The organism is Geomonas terrae, assembly GCF_004791675.1.
Lineage (GTDB): Bacteria > Desulfobacterota > Desulfuromonadia > Geobacterales > Geobacteraceae > Geomonas > Geomonas edaphica.
This window is the reverse complement of the sequence record NZ_SRSC01000004.1, coordinates 408,883-428,063: the sequence shown is the minus strand read 5'-3', so window position 1 is coordinate 428,063 and position 19,181 is coordinate 408,883. Positions and strand designations below refer to the sequence as shown.

General features: G+C 65.5%; 12 protein-coding genes. 10 read left to right on the top strand and 2 right to left on the bottom strand.

What is annotated here, in order from left to right:
- The 4 genes from E4633_RS17435 (at nt 1) to E4633_RS17420 (ending at nt 10,835) form a co-directional block, all read left to right on the top strand.
- Nucleotides 1-5,661 carry an MBG domain-containing protein gene (locus tag E4633_RS17435; RefSeq protein ID WP_162605024.1) on the top strand — a complete coding sequence of 1,887 codons (5,661 nt, stop codon included), beginning with the start codon at nt 1-3 and terminating at the stop codon, nt 5,659-5,661.
- A gap of 67 nt (nt 5,662-5,728) precedes the next feature.
- Entirely contained in the window at nt 5,729-7,210 is a 1,482-nt protein-coding gene (locus tag E4633_RS17430) for a M15 family metallopeptidase (RefSeq protein WP_135872101.1), read from the top strand.
- Nucleotides 7,211-7,555: 345 nt separating this feature from the next.
- Entirely contained in the window at nt 7,556-8,311 is a 756-nt protein-coding gene (locus E4633_RS17425; protein WP_135872099.1) for a substrate-binding domain-containing protein, read from the top strand.
- A gap of 37 nt (nt 8,312-8,348) precedes the next feature.
- Nucleotides 8,349-10,835, top strand: coding sequence for a methyl-accepting chemotaxis protein (locus E4633_RS17420; RefSeq protein ID WP_135872098.1), 2,487 nt, complete (start codon nt 8,349-8,351; stop codon nt 10,833-10,835).
- A gap of 103 nt (nt 10,836-10,938) precedes the next feature.
- Here the strand turns inward: E4633_RS17420 and E4633_RS17415 are convergent, their stop codons facing one another.
- Nucleotides 10,939-11,223, bottom strand: a complete 285-nt coding sequence (locus E4633_RS17415) for a flagellar biosynthesis anti-sigma factor FlgM (protein WP_135872097.1) — start codon at nt 11,221-11,223, stop codon at nt 10,939-10,941.
- A gap of 266 nt (nt 11,224-11,489) precedes the next feature.
- Between E4633_RS17415 and E4633_RS17410 the strand changes: the two genes are divergently transcribed.
- From E4633_RS17410 to E4633_RS17385, 6 genes are all read left to right on the top strand, one after another.
- On the top strand, nt 11,490-11,699 hold the full coding sequence (locus E4633_RS17410; protein WP_135872095.1) for a hypothetical protein: 210 nt from the start codon (nt 11,490-11,492) through the stop codon (nt 11,697-11,699).
- Between the two features lie 9 nt (nt 11,700-11,708).
- Nucleotides 11,709-12,077 (top strand): rhodanese-like domain-containing protein, encoded by a 369-nt coding sequence (locus E4633_RS17405; protein ID WP_135872094.1) that lies wholly within the window; start codon nt 11,709-11,711, stop codon nt 12,075-12,077.
- Between the two features lie 241 nt (nt 12,078-12,318).
- Nucleotides 12,319-13,725 (top strand): OmpA family protein, encoded by a 1,407-nt coding sequence (locus E4633_RS17400; RefSeq protein ID WP_135872092.1) that lies wholly within the window; start codon nt 12,319-12,321, stop codon nt 13,723-13,725.
- A gap of 134 nt (nt 13,726-13,859) precedes the next feature.
- Entirely contained in the window at nt 13,860-14,855 is a 996-nt protein-coding gene (locus E4633_RS17395; RefSeq protein WP_135872090.1) for an aldo/keto reductase, read from the top strand.
- Nucleotides 14,856-15,093: 238 nt separating this feature from the next.
- Nucleotides 15,094-17,175 carry a transketolase gene (gene tkt / locus E4633_RS17390; RefSeq protein WP_135872088.1) on the top strand — a complete coding sequence of 694 codons (2,082 nt, stop codon included), beginning with the start codon at nt 15,094-15,096 and terminating at the stop codon, nt 17,173-17,175.
- A gap of 49 nt (nt 17,176-17,224) precedes the next feature.
- The gene (locus tag E4633_RS17385) at nt 17,225-18,340 is read left to right on the top strand and encodes a transaldolase family protein (RefSeq protein WP_135872086.1); all 1,116 of its coding nucleotides are present in this window, start codon (nt 17,225-17,227) and stop codon (nt 18,338-18,340) included.
- Between the two features lie 351 nt (nt 18,341-18,691).
- Here the strand turns inward: E4633_RS17385 and E4633_RS17380 are convergent, their stop codons facing one another.
- Nucleotides 18,692-19,180: an SRPBCC family protein gene (locus tag E4633_RS17380; protein ID WP_135872085.1), complete on the bottom strand. Its 489-nt coding sequence runs from the start codon at nt 19,178-19,180 to the stop codon at nt 18,692-18,694.
- Nucleotide 19,181 lies beyond the last annotated feature (1 nt).

The window sequence follows — 19,181 nt, the reverse complement described above, 5'->3', positions numbered from 1 at the left end:
ATGAGACGAGCCGCCGCGGCAATGCGAACCAAGGCCATCGGGGTGATGCTCCAGGCCCTTCTCTTTTTCCTCGTCCATCCCGCGGTCGGGCACGCCATGAACCCCTATCTGGATGGTTTCAACGTCTACCATGGAGGTACCGTCGCCATCGACGGCTCGGTGCACGCCGTAGCGGTGCAGGGCGCCGACGGCAAGATCGTCGTAGGCGGTGACTTTACCCTGACCGGCGGCACCCCGGAAGTGACCCTTCGTAACATCGCGCGTCTAAACCCGGACGGGACCCTCGACAGCTCCTTCACCCCTCCCGTTCTGGACGGCCCGGTGCACGCCGTGGCGTTGCAGCCCGACCCCGTCCTCCCGGCGGGGCCGGAGCTCGTGCTGATCGGCGGCGCCTTCACCAGCGCGGGCGGGGTGCCGAGAAGGGGGCTCGCACGCCTTTCCGGGGGAAACGGCGCCTTAGACGCCTTCGCCCCGGTGACCGCCGCCGGTCCCGTCACGGTGCACGCCATCACCCTCCTACCATCGAAAACGAGCATCCTAGTCGGCGGTGTCTTCGCCGCTATCAAGGACGGGGTGCCGACCCGGAACCTGGCCGGGCTCTCGGCGGCTGGTGTCACGAGCGGGGAGCTAGACTGGCGTTACACCGGCGGGCTTGGCGACGACGCCGGTAACGCGGCGGTCTACGCCATCGCGCTGCAGGACGAGTCGGTCGTGGTCGGCGGGGAGTTCGTCACCCCCGGTTCGGCCAACATGGCGCGCTTCACCTCCCTGGGGTTGTACGACGGCACCTTCATCCCTCCCGCGCCGGGGGGCGTGGTGCGGGCGCTGGCGGTGCAGGTGGACGGCAAGGTCGTCCTGGGCGGGGATTTCTCCGGCGGAGCGCTCGCGCGCGCCTACCTGGCGCGGCTTCTGCCGGACGGCACCCCCGACGGTTTCGACGCCGCACTTGACACGGCACCGGGGTCCCTGGTCTCCGCCATCGCGCTGCAGCCCGACGGCAGGATCGTGGGGGGCGGGCGCTTCACCGTCGGGCCGCTCGGGGACAAACGCGTGAACCTGGCCCGCTTCAACATCGATCAGACGCTGGATCCCGCCCCTTTCCCGGCGCCCGACGCGGCGGTCCTCGCCCTGGTGCGGCAGGGGGACGGCAAGCTGGTGGCGGGGGGGGAGTTCACCGCCGCAGGCGGCGTCCCCCGCACCTCCCTGGCCCGCTTCTACCAGACCGGCGTGCTCGACGACGACATTCCACAGATCGTGCGGGACGATGACATGGCGTTGAAGATGGTGCTGAGGGTGGCACCGCGCCCCGACGGCCGCACCTTCATCGCAGGCTCGTTCGAGAACGTCCTGGGCGAAGCGGTCTCCTACAGCGCGGGGCTCACCCCTAAGTGGTCCTTCGACTACGGTTTTGGCCCCATCGAGCTCACCAGGCGCATCTTGAGCGTCGCCACCATTCCCGACCGGGGGCTCCTGCTCGGTGGCGATTTCACCTTCATCAACGGAGAGCTGCAGCAAAGCCTCATGCTCGTCGACGATGCGGGAGCGTCGGTTCCCGCCTTCAACGCCAAGGTGCAATCTTATATGAGCGAGGCATTCGGGGCGGAGGTCACCTCGATCGTGCAGCCGGCAAGAGGGCCGCTCGGCGAGAAGGGGATGTTCTACACCGGTGGGGACTCGTCGTTGTCAGGTTCCCGCTGGCAATACCTGGCACGTTACCTGGAAACCGGCGAGCGCGACGAGCGTTTCGTCCCCGCTTCTGAAGTGGACTCGTACGTGAACGCCCTTGCCATGCAGCGCGATGATCTACTCATCGTCGGTACCTTGGCGGGAAAGGTCATGAGGCTTCTCCCCTCCGGCAACCTGGACCCCGCATGGCACGGCGGTACGCCACTGCAGTTTGCCGGAGAGCTCCACGCCCTGGCCGTGCTTGCCGACGGCAGGAACCTGGTCGCCGGCGACCTTCAGTACCCGGGTTTCATCACGAATCCGGCCACCGGAGAAACCAGGGAGGTCAAGAGAAACATCGTGCTGCTTGATAGTGACGGCGCCGTGGACGAGAGCTTCGTCGTGGCGACGCGCTCCTCCGACCCCTTCTACGCCCCCACCATCCTCGGTACCGTCGTGCAAACAGACGGGGGCATCATCATCTTCGGGGTCTTCGACCAGGTTCAGGACGGCTTCGGGACGCTGCTTGCCCGGCACTACGTGGCGCGTATCCTGCCGGACGGACGTCTCGACACGGACTTTGACCTGGGGCTCGCCAGGCCGCTGTCGTCACCGCAGTTAGAGGTGAGCGTGGTAGCCCTGCAGCCGGACGGCAAGATCATTCTCGGCGGCAACTTCGACAACTTCGGGGCGAGGAGCAAGCTTGCCCGCGTCTACGGCGGCTGGAGTCCCGAGGATCTCTCGGTCGCTGCGGACGGCACCTCCATCATCTGGCGCCGCTCGGGGCGATCGGCGGAACTGTGGCGGGCCTGGTTTGAGTACTCCGCCGACGGGGTGCAATGGGATTTCCTCGGGCACGCCGAAAGGACCGCAGGTGGATGGCGGCTTCAGGGGCTCGACCCGGAACGGATGGGGGCCAACGTGAACCGCTATGTCCGTGCCAGGGGCTTTACCGCGGGGTACGCGGGGAGCGCCGGGGCACTCGCGGACTCGGTCCGGCTCTACCACCTGAAGCAGACGAAGATCAAGGTGACGGTCACCGCCCGCGACGCAGCGAAGACCTACGGCGATGCCGACCCGCCACTTGTCTACAGCTTCACGCCGGAGCTGAAGGCGGGGGATGGCTTCACCGGCTCCATCTCACGCACGGCAGGTGAGGACGTCGGCAGCTACCCCATCACCCAGGGGACCCTTGCCCTTGGAAGCGGATACGAACTGGTCTTCGTCGGGGCGCAACTGACCATTGGGCAGAGGGGGCTCCTCATCAAAGCGGACGACCTCACGAAGGCGGCCGGATCGGAAAACCCGACGCTTACCGCCGGCTTCAACGGTTTCGCCCCCGGGGACAGCGCAGCCTCGCTCGGAGGTCTCCCCGCGTTCAGCACCGCCGTCGATGCCGCCACCCCGAAGGGGAGCTACCCGATCCGCGTCTCTTTGGGGAGCATCACCTGCGCCGACTACCGCTACAGCTTCGTGGACGGCACGCTCACGGTAATCGGGAAGCCCCAGCAGATAACCCTGCCCCCCCCGGCACCCAGGACCTGGGGCGACCCCGATTTTGCCGCCGGTGGGAGCGCGAGCAGCGGGCTGCCGGTCAGCTACGCGAGCTCAAACACGTCGGTGGCCACCGTCGTGAACGGCGAGATCCGCATCGGCGCGGCGGGAAGCACCGTGATCACCGCCTCGCAGCCGGGCAACGGCTACTGGGATCCCGCGGCTCCCGTCTCGGTCACCTGTACGGTCCTCAAGGCCCCGCTTCTTATCAGGGCTGAAAATAAGACCAAAGTTGCCGGCTCTCCAACTCCTGAGCTTACCGCCGTTTTCTCAGGGCTTGCTCCTTTGGACACTCCGGCAAGCCTGGGCGGCCCCCCTCTGCTTGCCACCACCGTTGACGCATCCACTCCAAAGGGGACCTATCCCATCACGGCCGGACTCGGGGGGATCACGAGCGCGAACTACGCGTACAGCTTTGCCGACGGCACGTTCACCGTGACCGGCAAGACCCAGAGCATTACCCCACCCGTGCCGGTGACGATGACCTACGGCGATCCTCCCCGCGCTGCAGGGGGGAGCTCAAGCAGCGGGTTGCCGCTTGTCTATGTGAGCTCTGACCCGACGGTGGCCACCGTTGTGGACGGCGAGATCCACCCAGGTACAGCCGGAAGCTCCGTGATCACCATCTTGCAGCCCGGCGATGACTTCTGGGATCCCGCGGTTCCTGTCACGGTCCCGTGTACCGTTCTCAAGGCGCGGCTGACGGTCGTGGCCGAGGACAAGTCGCGTGCCTACCTCACCCCCAACCCCGAGCTCACCGTGCTCTACCGCGGGTTCGTCAAGGGGGAGGGTAGCTCCGTCCTCTCCGGCGCTCCGACTCTGTCTACCACTGCCACCATGGCGAGCCCGGTCGGGAGTTATCCCATCCTGACAGGCGTGGGGACGCTACAGGCGGCCAACTACAGCATCGCGGCGGTGGACGGGATGCTGAACGTGTTCAGGTCCTGTCAGGACATAACCTTCCCCGCCATCCCCGAGCGGACCTTCGGGGATCCCCCCTTCGAGATCGTGGCCTCGGCCTGTTCCGGATTGCCGCTCACCTTCCGCAGTTCCGATCTGGGGGTCGCGCGCATTGTTGGCAACGTGGTGACCATCACCGGGGCGGGGAGCGCGGTGATAACGGCCAGCCAGGCGGGAAGCGGGGACCTCGAGACGGCGCCGGAGAAGTCGCAGACCTTCATCGTGCACCGAAGCGGACAGCAGGTGACCTTCAGCTCACCGGCCCAGAAGGTGGTGGGGGATCCCCCCTTCGAACTGGAGGGGAGCGCCACGAGCGGTCTTTCCGTCAGCTACCAGAGCTCCGACACCACGGTCGCCACGGTTGCGGGGAGCACGGTGACCGTCGTCGGAGCGGGGACCACCGTGCTCAGCGCGCTCCAGCCCGGCAACGGCAATTACCTTGCCGCGGCGCCGGTGTCGAGGGCGCTCACCGTCGCAGCCGAAGGGACCCCGCCGGAGCTCTCCCTATCCACGCTGAGCTCGGGGGGCTTCACCTCCAACCCGGTCCTTAACCTCCTGGGGCGGGCTTCCGACGCCTCGGGGATCGCGAGCCTCACCGTGCAGGGGATCGACCGGACCGCCGACGCCTCCCTTTTCAGCTCGGCCGTGGTCCTCTCCGAGGGGGCGAACAGCGTCAGCGTCGCCGCCCGTGACCGTTCCGGCAATCTGGCCACGCATACCTTCAGCATCACCCTGGACCCGCTCGCCCCTAAGCTTGAAGTCACCGCCCCGGCCGACAACAGCGTCACCGAGGCCAGTTCCCTGGCGGTTCTGGGCACCGTTCCGGCCGGTAGCACGCTCGCCATGACCGTGAACGGGGAGGGGGCGCAACTTCTCGCCGTCACCGACGGCGCCTTCTCGGCGACCGCGGCGCTTTTGCCCGGGGTCAACACGCTCGAATTCACCGCCGAGCGGGACGGGAGAAGCTCCCGTGTCAAGCGCAGCGTCACGTCCGCCGCCAATGGCCCCTCCGTCGCCATCACGTGGCCGCCGCAGGATATGAGGACCGAGGCGGCGTCGGTGGTGCTCAGGGGGAGTTGCAGCACCATCGCGGACGGTGGCCTCACCCTCGCCGTGGACGGGACTACCGCGCCGCTGGAGCTATCAGCAGGGCTCTTCGAGCGTGAGATACTCCTGCGCCCGGGCGAGAACCAGGTGACCGTCGAGGCGCGGGGTGCGGCGGGGGGAGTGAGCGTCGCGCAGCGCAACCTGATAAGGGTGGAGCGCATCGCCGGTGACCTAGACGGCGACGGTAGGGTGGACCTGGGTGACGCGGCACGCCTGCTCAGGGTTTCGCTGGGGGCGGAAGAGGCTTCCGCCGAGGTCATGGCCCACGGCGACCTTGCGCCACTGGTGGACGGGGTCCCCAAACCGGACGGCATGATCGACGTGGGGGATGTCCTCGTGCTCTTGCGCAGAATCGTCGGTCTCGCTTTTTTCTAGGATTTTTCTTGCCTTCGGCGCTCCGAAATCGTATAGACGTCGCTAACGTCTAGAAAAGGAGCGGCTCATGAAACAAAGTTGGTGGTCCATCGCTGCCGGTTGCATCCTCGCGGTCCTGAGTATTGCCGGGTGCGGCCCGCAGATGGAGCTTCCCCGGCATATCGGCGCGAGCCTCAACGGTATCGCCTCCACAACCGACAGCGGGCAGCTCCTTTACGTGGACCCCGGGACGCCCGGGCGCCCGCAGGCGTTTCTGTACCCGGTGCAGCACACCCTGACCGGATGGGAGCAGGCCCTCCCGCAGGTCCCGGTGAACCTCGGTAGAAACGGGGTGGCTCCCCCATTTGAAAAGCGCGAGGGGGATGGCCGCACCCCTTCAGGCATCTTCCCGCTCACCCGCGCCTTCGGCTCGGTACCCGCCGTCAGCTGGCGCTTCCCGTTCCGGCAGGTCGACGCGCAGGACCTCTGGGTCGACGACGCACAGTCCCCCGACTACAACCGCTGGGTGGTGCGTGGCGCCACGAATGCCTCCTCCTTCGAGGAGCTTCTACGCCCCGATCCCCTCTACCGCTACGCGATAGCCGTCGACTACAACAGCGAACCCGTGGTGCGTGGGATGGGGAGCGCCATCTTCATCCACGTCGAGCGCGCGCCCGGCGCCGGCACCGCCGGATGCGTTTCGATGCCTGAGGCGGACCTGGTGCAGGTGATGCAGTGGCTTGATCCGGAAAAAAGGCCGCAGGTGGTGATCGGCACCCCCTCGGCCGTCGCGGTCGCGGCCGACGGGGTGAAAAGCGTGCTCCCCGCCGATCTCCCCCCAGTTTTAAAGCTGCGGCTCTCGGAGGGGGCGCGCCTTCTGGCGCTCAGGCAGGGAAGCGGCTTCTTCGCGGCCGCGGTCACCCTCCCGCCGGAGGTCTCGGCACGCATGCAGGAAAAAGGGGCCTGGCGTCCGGAGTGTCCGGTTCCCCTGCAGGAGCTGGCCTACCTGGTCACCTCGTTCTGGGGTTTCGACGGCGCGCGGCATTACGGTGAGCTCGTGGTGCACCAGGCGCTTGCCGCCTTTTTCATGGACGCGCTGCAGCACGGCTACAACGGCCGGTTCCCGATCGAGCGGATGGAGCTCATCGACGCCTTCGACGCCGACGATTTCCGTTCCATGGCCGCCAACAACAGCTCCGCCTTCAACTGCCGGGAGGTCCCGGGAAAGGCCGGCGTCTTCTCGCGGCACAGCTACGGCGCTGCGCTCGACATAAACCCGCTGCAGAACCCCTATCTCATGCTGGAAGAGGCGGGAAGGGAAAAGGGCGCCCGGGTCGACGGGGGCGCCGCGGCGCTCGAGTTCTGCCTCGGCAACCCCGCCCTCTGCCGCGTTCTTCCCGCCGCCTCGGCTCCCTACCTCGCCCGCAATGAGCGCCTGCCTGGCATGTTGCAGCCGGCAGACCCGCTTCTAGCCGCGTTCAAAGAGCGCGGCTTCACCTGGGGTGGAGGCTGGCGTTTCCCCGACTACCAGCACATCGAGTTCGATCCCGCCAAGCTCCCCCTGCCTTAACCAACGCATATTGATCGGATTAGCAACCCTGCCGCGCTGTTTCCGCCGGTATCCCTCTCCCTTCGGGAGAGGGTGCCCGGAGGGCGAGTGAGGGCGTTGCCGCAAAGTTAGGTGTTGCATCTGCCAATGTCCTCACACCGGGCCTCTCTTCCGCCTGCGGGCCGAAGCCCGGCGGCGGTTGAAGCTAGCAGGCTGTCCAGGATGACTGAGTCAGTCCCCTGGGTCGCGCATCCCGCCGCACCACCATTCCGCACAATTTCTTCTGTATACCGATATTGTCGATTTTTTTACTAAGGTTTTCCCGGCTATCTGTCGATACACCGAAAAAAATCCCGGAGGTACTTAATGAAAACTATGCTTAAGGCGATGGTGTGCGGTTTGGTGGTGCTGGCTGCGGCGGCAGCCTACGGGGAGGATATCAAGGTAGGGGGAGGTGGCGCCTCCATGGCCGCAGTCTTCGCCCCGGTTAAGGCCCCCTTCGAGAAGGCGACGGGCGACACCCTGCTGGTGCTGCAGTCCACCCCGAAGGACGGTCTTGTCGACCTCCTGAACGGCAAACTCGACATCGCGGCCGGCGCGGTTCCGCTCGAGTCGATGGTCAGCGGTGCCGAGAAGGACGGGGTCAAGGTGGATCGTGCCCGCCTCATGGTGACCCAGGTTGCGTTGAACCGTACCGTGATCTTCGTTCATCCCTCCAACAAGGTGGCGCAGCTCTCCAAGGAACAGCTGAAGGGGATCTTCACCGGGAAAATCAGCAACTGGAAAGAGGTCGGCGGCGACGACAAGGACATCATCGTCGTCTGGGGCAAGGCGACTCCCGGTCAGAACGCCCAGTTCAAAAAGGAGATCCTGGACGGCGCCGAGGTCGCCAAGGACATCCTCGACACCACTAATTACGTCAAGATCAAGGAGAGCGTGGCGGCGACCCCCGAGGCGGTCGGCATCGACCCGCACGGCCTCGCCGACGCGACGGTCAAGGTGGTGGAGAGCCCAGCCCTCACCATGCCGATCATCGCGATCACCAACGGCCAGCCCTCACCCAGGGCGCAGAAGGTTCTCGACTACATCAAGGGCGACGGACAAAACTACGTGAAGAAATAGTCGCTCAGGCCTTCAGACAGAGAAACGGTAACTTTACATGACGATAAAGACGAAGCTTATCAGCAACGCCCTGCTCACTCTCGCCGGTATCGCCATCATCGGCTGGGTGAGCCTGCTGGGGATGAAATTCGTTCAGGGAAAGCTCTTCATCCTGACCGAGCGCTCCACCCCGTTTCAGCTAAAGACCATTGAGATGCAGCGCTCGCTGCAGGAGCACACGGCAAATCTCGCCGAGGTGGCCTTCGCCGTGGACGTGAATGCCCTGGCCGCCGCCCGCAGCGCAAGTGAGCGGACCCTCTCCGATCTGCACAAGGTGAGCGGTGAACTGGCGATCCTCAAGGGTGGGGAGGGGGGAGACGGCGCCAGCGGCGAAGTTGAGCGGCTGCAAAGCCTCACCTCCGAGATGCTCACCACCACCCAGGCGCGGCTCAAGGCCGAGGAGGGGGCGCGCCAGGCCGACCTCGCGATGAAGCGGGAACTCCAGGAGATCACGCGGAAGCTGTCCGAGCTTGACGTCACCATCCAGAAGCGTCAGAAGACCTCGGCCCGGCAGCTTTCGGCCTCCAGCGGTTCGGCAAGCGATATCACCCAAAAACTCATGAGCCTCACCACGGCGCGGGACTACCTGAAGGACGCGAACTACGCCCTCTCCGAGCTCCTGAAGGCCAACGGTAAAAAGGGGGTGATCATCGCACGCGGCAAACTCGACGCGGCGTTGAACGAGTTCGGCAAGAACCGCCTGGTCGTGGCCGGGGATGCCGGTGTCAAGGTCCCTGCCGAAATGGCGGCAGAGGCGCGCCGGCTCGTCAACGGGCCCCAGGGGCTTTTGGACCTGAAGGGAGCCGTGCTCTCCAAAGGGGGGGAGCCCTCACCCGAGTACGAGCAGATGGCGCAGAACGTATCGGCCAAGCTCTCGGGCGCGGTGATCGAGATCGAGCAGTCGGTTACCCTGGCGACCGGCAAGTACCAGCAGGAAAGTCGCAGCCACGATGACTCGCTGAAAGGATCGAACCTGGCGGGGGACATCCTTGCCCTGAACGGCACCCTCCTCTCGTTAGGGCTCGACATCAAGAGCGACATCAGGGAGCTCTTCGCCGCGCGGACAAATGAGGAGATTGCCCAGGTCACCGGGGAGCTCCAGGCGAGGTTCGCGGCCGCCGAGGGGATCGAGAAGCGCATGGCGGCGCAGCTTGGGAGCCGCAGTCCCGAGCTCGGCGTCCTGCGCGGCGTGCAGGCGAACCTTGCCGGCATCAAGGGGCAGCTCCTCTCCAAAGAGGGCGTTGTGGCGAAGCTGCAGCAGGTGGTCCAGGTGCGCAGCCAGGCGGGTGCCCTGAACAAAAAGCTTAAGGAGCTGGTGGCACAGCAAAATGAGCGTGGCAAAGACGGGGTGACGGCGGCCCAGACCGAACAGGAGAAGGCGGTCGCCTCGGTGAACCGCGTGGTGCAAGGTTTCGTGTTGGTGGTGGCACTTCTGGGGGGCGCGATGATCGTCTTCAGCCTGGTGACCGGCATCCTTCTGACCCGTTCCATCACCACGCCGATACGGGAACTCACCGTACTTGCCGAGGGGTTCGGCAGCGGCGATTTCAGCGGCAAGCTCGACGCCGGGCGCAAGGACGAGTTCGGAGCCCTGGCGCTGCACTTCAACCAGACCTCCGCGAAACTTGGCGAGATCACCGGGGCGCTTGCCGGCTCCATCGGCAGGCTTGCCGATCACTCCCGGCATCTCTCCATCACGGCCGAGGAACTGGCGCAGGGAGCCCGAGAGCAGGCCATCGCGACGGAGCAGTCGGCGGACGCGGTAGGCCAGATATCGCAGAGCATCAACGAGGTGGCGGGAAGCGCCGCCCAGGCGTCCGAGGCGTCCCAGCAGGTGCTCACGACCGCGCAAGAGGGGGGCGAGATCGTCGCGGGGACCGCACAGGGTATGGAGCAGATCGCGAGCTCGGTGCGTGAGGCGGCGGCCCTCGTGCACAACCTCGGTGAGCGTTCGGAACAGGTCGGCTCCATCGTCGACATCATCAACGACATCGCCGACCAGACCTCGCTTCTGGCGCTGAACGCCTCCATCGAGGCGGCTCGGGCGGGGGAGATGGGGCAGGGGTTCGCCGTGGTGGCGGACGAGGTGCGCAAGCTCGCCACGCGCACCACCGAGGCGACCACGGAGATCGCCGCCATGATCCGGGAGATCCAGGACGGAACCTCGCGCACCGTGCGCGCCATGCGCGCCGGCAACGAGAACGTCACGGAGGGTGTGCGCCGCGCCGGCGAGGCGAGCCGCTCGCTCAAGGAGATCCTGGCCGCCTCGAACCGTGGTGCCGAGATGGCGGAGCGGATCGCGGCCGCGGCCGAGCAGCAATCAACCGCCATGGTGGAGATATCCGCCAACGTCGATGGCATGGCCGACATCACCAGGAGGTCGGAGCACTCCACCGATGAGGTGAGGCGCGCTTCGTCGGAACTGCGGCAGATCGCTGAGGAACTTTCCGGTATGGCAGGCTGGTTTCGCTGCAAGGCGGCTTAACGGGAAGGGCGTCGGGCGCCGCCCGACGCCCGGTGGTAGAAACAGTTCGGCGCGTCACTTTCGTGGCGCGCCGTTTTTTATTCGTGGTTGAGAGGGGGGGCGATCAGAGGCCTGCGCCATCGGTAAGCATCTTCTGCGCCACCATGCGCGTGTCCACCCGGTAACTCCCCGCGTCGAGCTGCGCCTTGATCGCCGCTACGCGCCGGGCCTGATCCCGGTCCAACTCCTGTGTCGAGATACCCGCCAGGGACGACGAGAGCTCCACCACGTCTTCCTGCTTGGCCGATTGAGGTTGCTGCCGTTTGGCAGGGGGGCGCAGCGGGGTTTCCATTCTCCCTTCCACGGGGAGGGCCGACTTCGCCTGATCTATCTTCGAGGTAACGTCCATTTTTTCCTCTTCGTTGAACTCGGTTGGGAACGTTGCATCTGTTTGAATGGTAAACGTTTCCGACACCGAAGCCCAGTGAGTTTTCTTTCATGGCGCAGCCGTTAACCTGCCCGTTCCACCTCTCTCCACCGCGGTCCGCAGCGTCCATCCTTATCAAAAAAAGAAATATTGGTTTATTGACATTAAAATTCGCTCAGTTATTTTTGTGTGGTGCCTGTGGGGCGCCGCGGGCAAGCGGCGAAAAAACGGTGTCAAAGGAGGAGGTTATGGCTAGCGCGCAACTGCAGACGCAGACCCAGGCCCCGGCGAACGCGCCGGTCACGGTGGTGAAACAGCATTCCTTCGGAACCTTCGCCATCAGCGTCACCCTCTTCATCATCCTGGCCATTGGCCTCTTCGTCTACCTGGTCCTAAGGCGCCAGGTCCCGCCGAAGCACGTGGACCAGAAGGCGGGGGACGAAGGAGAGGACAACTAGGAGGACGCCATGCAAAGGGAACTTGCCGTGTCGGTGGACTGGCTTTGGGAGCGGATCAAGGAAGGCGAGCCGCTCTTTTTTATCGAGCTGCATCACCCGGGGGATGTCGAGCTTTCGGTGCATAAGGTGCGCGGCGCGCTCGTGGCCAATTTCGACGATGTGCTGCGGCACCTTCCGGAGCTGCCGCGCGACCGACTCGTCGTCATCTGCGCCACGGTCCCGGGGGATGAGCCCGCCCTTGAGCTTGCCTTGCGGCTGAAGGAGGCGGGGATCGAGGCGCGCGCCCTCACCGGGGGGGTGCTGGAGTACCTTAAGGCCGGGCTCCCCGCGGAGGAGCGCCTCGCCGCTCGGGAGATGACCCGCAACCGAGGGGTGTAGCCGTTACCGGCGCTCTCTTGAGCCGCGCACCCCTAAAGCCTTGCAGGAGTTGACAGGGGGGCGAAGGACGTTATATTGGTATGCGTTAATTTTTCCGGCGCTCCCGAAGGCGCCGGCTGTAACATCGGGTAGCGATCAATCCACGCCGGCGAGGGCCGGGCTAGGGGCGCTCGCCGCGGGCGGGGCCTAAAAATTGGCAGGAGGCCTGTACCAGCGGGTGCTCCTCAACAAGGAGGCTGCGATGAAAAGAGTCACCAGCTTTATCTGCATGATGGTCCTGGCCGTGATGGCGTTTGCCGGTACGGCGCAGGCAGGGGAACGGGCGGGGGCATTCAGCATCTCCCCCTTCGTCGGCGGGTACGTTTTTGACGACGACGACCAGTCATGGCTCAAGGAACACCGCCTCATGGGCGGCCTGCGGCTTGGCTATGACTGGACCGACCACTTCAGCACCGAGCTCGTGGGGAGCTACATGAAGGGGCAGTACGCCAGCGTCGACCGGCACTTCGGGATCTACTCCTATCGCCTCGACCTCCTCTGGAACTTCATGCCGAGGACCGCGTTCGTACCCTACGTAGCGGTCGGCGGCGGCGGGACCACCATCAGGTACGACGGCCCCAACTCGCATGACGGCACCTTCAACGCCGGCGGCGGCCTCAAGTTCTTCATGGGCGACAACTTAGCCCTGAGGCTGGACGCCCGCCACATCCTCGACTTCCAGAACAAGGACCTCGACGACAACATCGCCAACAACTGGGAATATAGCCTCGGTCTCTCCTTCGTGATGGGTGGGAAAAAGGCGGCCATGGCCCCTGCCAAGGCGACCGCCGCACCGGGCGGCCCTGCCGAGCAGAAGGCTGCCACCGAGCCTGAGCCGCAACCCGCACCGGCCGCCGCGACCGAACCCACTCCCGGGCACTACAAGTACTGCATCACGCTCCAGGGCGAGTTCGACATCGACAAGGCGATCATCCGCGATGACCTTCGTAACCAGATCACCCAGGTCGGCAACTTCATGAAGAAATACCCGACCACCACCGCCGTCATCGAGGGACATACCGACAACGTCGGCTCCTACAACCACAACATGGACCTCTCGCAGCGCCGCGCCGAGGCGGTGGTGAACTACCTGGTGGAACAGTACGGCATCGACCGTTCACGCCTCTCCGCCAAGGGGTACGGCTTCACCCGTCCCATCGCCGACAACGCGACCGAGGAAGGGAAACAGAAAAACCGCCGCATCGAGGCGATCATCGACTGCGCCTTCGACGTGCAGCAGCTCCCGCCGCCGCAGCGCCTTTGCATGTCGCTCGTGCTTGATTTCGATACCGGCAAGGCGGATGTGAAACCGCAGTACCGCGACGAGATCGCCAAAGTGGCCGACTACATGAAGCGCTACACCACGACCACCGCGGTCATCGAGGGGCATACCGACAGCACCGGCACCCCCGAGCAGAACATGAAGCTCTCTCAGCAGCGTGCCCAGAACGTGGTCGACTACCTGGTGAAGAACTTCGGCATCGAACGCTCCCGGCTCTCCGCCAAGGGGTACGGCGCAACCCGTCCCATCGCCTACAACAAGACAGCCGAAGGGCGTGCGCAAAACCGCAGGATCAACGCCATCATCGACTGCGTGATTCAGAAATAGCCATGGAAACGGCCAGGGAACCCCGCTCATCTCAAGCACCCTGGCCTTCGGCAGCCTGTGAATCGCCGCAGAAATAGCCCATCACGCATGGGCTATTTTTGTTGGGCGGCAGGTGCCTGGCAGGGGAGGTGAAAATGCACAAGCGGAAACTGGGACAGTACGGTTTGGAGGTCTCTGCCATCGGCCTTGGCTGCATGGGGATGACCTGCGGCTACGGGCACCGGGACGATGCCGAATCGATAAGGGTGCTGCGCCGCGCCGTGGAACTGGGGGTTACCTTCTGGGACACCTCCGAGAACTACGGCCCGTTCAGCAACGAACAGCTCCTGGGGCTCCTCCTGAAAGAGGTGCCGCGCCAGAGGCTCGTTATCGCGACCAAGTTCGCCTGGCGCTTCGGGCCGCACGGCGAACTGATCGGTCTGGACAGCAGCCCCGCCCAGGTGCGCCGCTCGGTCGAGGGGTCGCTCAAGCGGCTCGGGACCGACTACATCGATCTCTACTATCAGCACCGCCTTGACCCCGCCGTCCCGGTGGAGGAAACGGTGGGGGCGCTTTCCCGGCTGGTCGAGGAAGGGAAGGTGCGCCACATAGGGCTCTCGGCGGCGGGGCCGCGCGTGGTACGGCGTGCCCACGCCGTGCACCCGCTCTCCGCGGTCCAGGCGGAGTACTCGCTTTGGGAGCGCGGGGCGGAGGAAAAGCTCATACCGGTACTGCGAGAGCTCGGCATCGGCATGGTTGCCTACAGCCCGATGGGGCGCGGCTTTCTTGCCGGGAAAATCCGGACGCCGGAGGACCTGGAGCCGTGCGACCGGCGCCGCAAGAACCCGCGCTTCTTCGCCCGCAATTTAACGCACAACTTCACGCTCGTCTCCATGGTGGACGAGATCGCCCGCACCCATGACGCGACGCCGGCCCAGGTCGCCCTGGCCTGGATCCTAAGGCGCGGCGGCGATATCGTCCCGATTCCCGGGACCAAGCATACGCGCTACCTCGAGGAGAACACGCAGGCGGTGGGGCTCAGGTTCGCCGAGGACGTCTGGTGTGCCCTCGACCGCTCCGTCTCCTGCTTCGATGTCGCCGGGGAGCGCTGCGATGAGGATGCCCTTCGCTTCACCGATGACTCCGACTAGGCCGACGTTTCCGGCCTTTATCAGTCACAGACACATCCATTACAGTATCTGTTGCATGATTCATTGTCATAGAGCACGAGCGACATGGTTTAACTTTGCTCAATGACTTGCTATATTCATGGCAGGAGCCGACCGGGCTTTCCTGCCGACCGTTTCCGGGCCGCCCACAGCGGTCCGCCAGGTGCGGGAGTGGAACCGGCCGATGCTCCGAGACCGTCAAGGCTAAAGGAGCAGCGCCATGAGCAAGGATCCCCTTATCGCACCCGCCACCGAGACCGATGAACTCTGCATCAATACGCTACGCTTTCTCGCGGTAGACGCCGTGCAAAAGGCAAACAGCGGCCATCCGGGGATGCCCATGGGGGCCGCCGCCATGGCGTACCTGCTCTGGAGCAGGTTCTTGAAGCACAACCCGCGCGATCCTGGGTGGTTCGACCGAGACCGCTTCGTCCTTTCCGCCGGGCACGGCTCGATGCTCCTCTACGCGCTCCTGCATCTCACCGGCTACGACCTCCCGATGGAGGAGTTGCAGCGCTTCCGCCAGTGGGGAAGCCGCACCCCAGGGCATCCCGAGCGCGGCGTGACACCGGGGGTGGAGGTGACTACCGGCCCCCTGGGGCAGGGTTTCGGCAACGCGGTCGGCATGGCCATGGCCGAGACGCATCTGGCGGCGCGTTTCAACCGTCCCGGATTTCGCTTGGTCGACCATCACACCTACGTCATCGCAGGTGACGGCGACCTCATGGAGGGGGTGGTCTCGGAGGCTGCGTCGCTTGCCGGGCACCTGCGCCTCGGGAAACTGATCTGCCTTTACGACGACAACAGCATCACGCTCGCCGCCTCCACCTCGCTCAGCTTTTCCGAGGACCGTGCCGGGAGGTTCCGCTCCTTCGGATGGCAGGTCCTGGAGGTGGAGGACGGCAACGACCTGACGGCACTCGGGGAGGCGCTCGAGGCGGCGCGGGCGGAAGAAGAGCGCCCGTCGCTCATCATGGTGCGTACCCGGATCGGTTTCGGCTCTCCGGCAAAAGAGGGGAGCTTCGAGGCCCATGGCGCGCCGCTTGGGGCCGAAGAGGTGCTTGCCGCCAAGAAGCGGCTTTCCTGGCCCGACGAGCCCCTCTTCCTCGTCCCTGCACCGGCGCTTGCGCGCTTCAGGGAGGCGCTAGAGCAGGGGGGGGCGCGGCAGGGCGCGTGGGAGGAGCTGCGAGAGGGTTACGCGGCGCAGTACCCGGAAGAGGCGGCGGAACTTGCCCTCGCCATCTCCGGGGAGCTCCCCGCCGGGTGGGAGGAGGTGCTCCCACAATTTCCCGCCGACGCGAAGGGGATGGCGACCCGCGCCGCGTCCGGCAAGGTGCTGAACGCACTCGCTTCCCGCCTGCCGCAGCTTTTCGGCGGGTCCGCCGACCTGAACCCCTCCACGGTGACCGCGCTTGCCGGCAAGGGGGACTTCCAGAGCGAGGCGTGGCAGCCTGAAGACCGGCAGGGTGCCGTCGGGGGCGTGTGGGGCAGGGGGGGCGCCAACGTCCACTTCGGCGTGCGCGAACACGGCATGGCCGCGGTCATGAACGGCCTTGCCGCCCACGGAGGGATCCTCCCCTTCGGCGCCACCTTCCTCACCTTCTCGGACTACCTGCGCCCCTCGCTGCGCCTGGCCGCCCTGTCCGATCTAAAGGTGATCCACGTCTTCACCCACGACTCGATCGCGGTGGGCGAGGACGGCCCGACCCATCAGCCGGTGGAGCATGTCGCGTCGCTCAGGGGCATTCCGCGTCTTTTGGTGCTGCGCCCCTGCGATGCCAACGAGACCGCATTTGCCTGGCGGGCCGCGCTCGAGACGAGGAACCGGCCGGTGGCGCTCGTCCTGTCGCGCCAGGCGGTCCCCACCCTGGACCGGGCGACCTGCGCCGCAGCTGAAGGCGTGCTGCGCGGCGGCTACGTCCTGGCCGAAGGGGACGGCGGCACGCCACGGCTCATCCTCATCGCCACCGGCTCCGAGGTCTCCCTCGCGCTGCGGGCGCGCGACCGGCTCCAGGAAGAGGGGATCGCGACGCGCGTGGTGTCGATGCCGTGCTGGGAGCTCTTCGACGAGCAGCCCCGGGAGTACCGTGAATCGGTGCTCCCCCCGGAGGTCCCGGCAAGGCTCGCCATCGAGGCGGGAAGCCCGCTTGGATGGCACAGGTACGTGGGGAGTGCCGGCGCGGTGCTGGGGGTGGAGGGTTTCGGAGCCTCCGCGCCTGGCGAGGTGGTGCTCTCCGAATACGGCTTCACCGTGGACAACGTCTGCAGGCTTGCCCTGCAGCTGATCGGAAGGGGGGCGTGATTCGGGGGTGCTGAAGGCGCCTCATGCTCCCTGCCGGTAAGGAGCGATCATGAGAGATACGCCGATCACGAGGCTGCGCGGCTGCGGCCAGAGCGTGTGGCTTGACGGCATCGGCCGCAGCATGCTCCTCTCCGGTGAGCTCGCTGCGCTGGTGCAGGAGGACGGCGTGAGCGGGCTTGCCTCCAGCGCTGCGTCGCTGGAACGGCTCGTAGCCGCCGGTAGTGATTACGACGCCTCGATCGCGTTCCTTTCCCGGCGCGGGCTTGGCGCCACCCATATCTGCGCGGCTCTCCTCACCGAGGATGCCCGTCTTGCCGCCGAACTGCTGCGCCCAGTCTACGAGCTGTCAAAAGGGGAAGAGGGATTTGCGACCCTCGAGGTCTCCCCCCGTCTTGCCAGAGATGCCGGCGCAACCGTTGCCGAGGCACGGCGTCTTTGGGATACCGCCGACTGCCCCAACCTCTACATAAGTATCCCCGGCACCCTGGAAGGGGTGGCCGCCCTGCGCCAACTGGTGCGCGAGGGGATAAGCGTCTGCGTCACCCTGGTCTTCAGCGTGCCCCGATACCGCGCCGTTGCAGACGCCTACCTGGACGCCCTGGCGCAGCGGGCCGCCCGGGGGCTGCCGCTTGAGTGCGTCACCTCGGTGGTTGAGCTGCCGCTCATGCAGATCGACCGCCTGCTTGAACCGCTCCTCTCAAGCCTCGCCCGGGGGGAGAACGCGGAGAGGTCCCTTGCGGAGGTGCTGAAGGGGAAGGCCGCCATCGCCATCGCCAAGGCGCTGCGCTGCGTGAACCGGGAGATCCACGGCAATGACCGCTATCGCGTTCTCGCGGCGCGTGGTGGGCGGGCGCAGAGGCTCGTGTGGGCGAGTTCCGGCGCCGGCGACCTCGACCTCACCTATTCCGAGGCACTCGTCGGTGCGGACACGGTGCAGCTCATGGCGCCTGCCACGCTGGCCGCCTTTCGTGAGCACGGCGCATCCGTCTGCCGGCTCGACGACGGCGTGCAGGAGGCCATCGTCCTCCTGGAGAACCTCTGCACCCTGGGGGTGAACCTGCACCATCTGGCCCATGAACTGGAGGACGAAGGGGTGGAGCGTCTGACGCGTCACTACGACAGCCTCTTGCGCAACATCGAACTCAAGCGGCGAGCGGCCTTGTAGGGATGAGGAGGACGGCGTATCCCCCGAAATTCGAAGCATCTTCAAATATGCGGGATTGGCGGGTGTGAATTAATATTTGTCAATATTATGTCGCCGGTGCGAAAAAGGCTTGAAAAGTGAATAAGTTTCCCGCGATCCTGCCGGAATCAAGGTGGATGCGGCTTGGCAATGCACAGTTTGGTGGAAAAAACTGTGGATAAGTTTCTGAATCGTCCCGATATCCTGCCGTAGATCGCAGTTTTTTACCTTTTTGCCTAAAAAATGTGCAGTGTGCCGGGCGGCACCGGATGCGCCAAGGGAGCCGGCAGCAGCAGGGGTGTGACGGTGCAGAGAGGGGATGGTGGAAAGAGCTCAGGCTCCTTCCGCCTGCGAAGCGGAACCGGGGGGGAAGCCGAGTTCCCTGGCGAGCGCCACGTGGCGGTAGTTGAAGATCTGTCGGACCCGGTGCGTCACAAGCGGTGCGGCGAGCCGTCCCAGGAGCCCGAAGGGGAGCACGTAGTGTACTATGTCGGTCATCAGGGTCCCCTGCGGCGTCTCTTCGAAGATGTGCTGGTGGTGCCAGAGCCGGTACGGCCCGAAGCGCTGCTCGTCCACGAAGAAGTGGTGCTCGTGCATGTGGGTGATCTCGGTGACCCAGTTGACGGCGAGGCCTAAAAAGGGGGTGACCGTGTAGGTGACGATCATCCCCGCGTGCATCTTGTCCGGCAACTCACCGGTGATCCTGAAGCCCAGGTCCGGCGGCGTTATGAGCGGCAGGTTCGCCGGGTGGACGAAGAACTCCCATGCCCTTTCGATGGGCATCGGCAGCAGCTGTTCCTGCTTCAACCTGTACATTTTCATC